Below are 2,532 nucleotides of genomic sequence, written 5' to 3'. Positions count from 1 at the left end.
TCTTTATCTCAAAACTTTTGAGATACGGTATTTTTCTTCCACCCTTAGCTTGTGGTTTTACTCTCCCTCAAGGAGATAGTCGTTGAAGGTTATCCATATCTTTTTAAAGACTTAGGACATTCCCTGCTAAACACCCATTGTAAAAACCCTTAGTGCCTAACGTATCTTATATGTCACAATTATCCATTTACAAGACCTAATTAGATTTTATTTCAACTTAGGCTATCCTTATTGTTTTTTCTGCTTTCGCACCATTACGCTTACTATTTCTAGTTTCGCTTTGGTCATAAGGCTTTAGGGGTTAAAAGCAATTAACTCCGAGTCTGCACCTATCGCTAGATACAGAGGGCTTTCTGTTTTTAAATCTATACTTCTATACATATTTGTATAGTTTTATTTAAATTTGTTGTAACAGTTTAGTTACCCAAATAGCAGAAACTAATTGTCCTACAACAGTTGCAAGAGCTGCTCCTTTAACACCTAAGTTTAATCCAAATATAAAAATTGGGTCTAAAACTATATTTATAACAGCTCCAATCATAACAGTAGACATTGCAATTTTAGCAAAACCTTGAGTTGTAATAAAAGTATTCATTCCAAGTGCTAATTGAACAAAAATAGTTCCAAGCAAGTAAATACTTAAATAATCTACTGCATAAGTAATAGTTTCAGGTGTTGCTCCAAATGCCATTAAAATAGGCTCTTTAAAAACTAAAAATCCTACAGTTAAAATGATTCCGATAAAAATAAGACTTGTAAAACTATTACTCATAATCTTTTCAGCCCCATCATTATCTTTTTCTCCCATCTTAATAGCTGCAAGAGGTGCTGCACCCATCCCAATCAACGCACTAAAAGCCGAAACAATCATAAGTATAGGAAAAGCCACCCCAACACCTGCAATGGCCATTTCTCCACCTGGCATCCTTCCAATAAACATTCTATCAACAATATTATAAAGAACATTAACAAGCTGTGCTATAATAGCAGGAAAAGCCAAACTAAATAAAAGCTTTCCTATGCTTCCTGTCCCTAAATCAGTCTTCTTACTCTCCATTCTCTCATCCCCTTACTTCATCTTTAATTCATATTATACACTTTTAGTTAATATTTTTCAAAGAAAAGACATTTTTAAAATTAAGAATTAAAAAAATCCAATCTGTGTTTTCTCATAGTTTCTTTTATAATCTTTAATAATATCTTCCATTTTATATAAAATATTATATTTTTCACATTCTTCTTTAAATATTTTCATTAATTTTTCATGATTAGGTGAAGGACATATGTAGCTTTCTCCATAAATTTTTTCATATTTTTTTACTAAATCTATACCATAAATTTCTTTTAGTTTTTCATAATAATAAACTCTCTGATTATTTCTAAGTGTTACTCCAATTCCATGAGTGTAAATAAATTTTGCTCCACTTTCATATGCTTTTCTTACTACACCTTTTATATTTTCTTCAGTATCATTTATAAATGGCAGAATAGGCATAAATAGTATTCCTACATAAATTCCATTATCACTTAATTCTTTAATTGCTTTAAACCTTTCACTTGATGGATTTACATTAGGCTCTATTATTTTAGATATTTCATCATTAATAGATGTTATAGTTATTTTTATTAATACTTCAGAATGCTCTTTAATATTTTTTAATATATCAATATCTCTAGTGATCAATGCACTTTTAGTTGCAATAGCTATTCCAAATTTATATTTGTCTATAAGCTTTAAAGCTTCCCTTGTTAATCTATACTTCTTTTCAAATGAATTATACGGGTCACTCATTGCACCTGTTCCAATAATGCCCTTTTTTCTTTTTTTCCTTAAATCAGCCTCTATAATCTTAGTAGAATTTTCCTTTGCTCGAACTGTATCAAAGTGAATTATATTATAACAATTACTTCTTGAGTCACAATAAATACAGCCATGATTGCACCCCTTATAAATATTCATTGTATAGTTAAAATCAAACCATGAGTTATTGTCTGTAAACCCAGAAACTAAGGTCTTTGCCTCTATAAAATCCATAAATAATATCTCCTTTTTAATTTAGAATTAAAAATGTGAAATTAAGAATTAAGGAAAAAAACTCGCTTAGGCGAGTTTTGAAAATTAAAAAGATAAGTTAGCATAACTAATTTACCTTTTTAATATATACTATTAACTTTTCCCTCTTAATTCTTAATTAATTCAAACTCTTACTTCTTCCCTATTCACTCTTAACTAAAAACCTTCCTACGATAAAATTTATCGCCAGATAAATTTTGAGTCCTCCAAAAGAATCACTTGTGATTCCCCTAATTCTACATTCTTAATTCTTAATTCTTAATTCTCAATTCGTAACTTCTCCACAAATCTTCCAATTCTCTTAACGCCCTCAACCAAGTCTTCAGTTGAAGCTGCATAACAAGCTCTTATATATCCTTCTCCACAGTCTCCAAAAGCATTTCCTGGCACTGCAAGAACTCTTTCTTCCATTAGAAGTCTTTCACAGAATTCATCTGCTGTAAGACCTGTGGATTTTA

The 2,532-nt window shown here is 30.1% G+C and carries 1 protein-coding gene and 2 pseudogenes; all 3 read right to left on the bottom strand.

Annotated elements, in window-relative coordinates; genetic code table 11:
* Positions 1-409 precede the first annotated feature (409 nt).
* Positions 410-1,057: pseudogene (locus tag ACRC28_RS02670) on the bottom strand (MATE family efflux transporter); the annotation flags it as partial.
* A gap of 87 nt (positions 1,058-1,144) precedes the next feature.
* Entirely contained in the window at positions 1,145-2,035 is an 891-nt protein-coding gene (locus tag ACRC28_RS02665) for an SPL family radical SAM protein (protein ID WP_438541910.1), read from the bottom strand.
* A gap of 297 nt (positions 2,036-2,332) precedes the next feature.
* A pseudogene (locus ACRC28_RS02660) lies at positions 2,333-2,532 on the bottom strand (pyridoxal phosphate-dependent aminotransferase); the annotation flags it as partial.

This window comes from Clostridium sp., from assembly GCF_051650885.1.
In the GTDB taxonomy this organism is placed as follows: Bacteria; Bacillota; Clostridia; order Clostridiales; family Clostridiaceae; genus Clostridium.
This window is presented reverse-complemented; position numbering and strand designations above follow the sequence as displayed.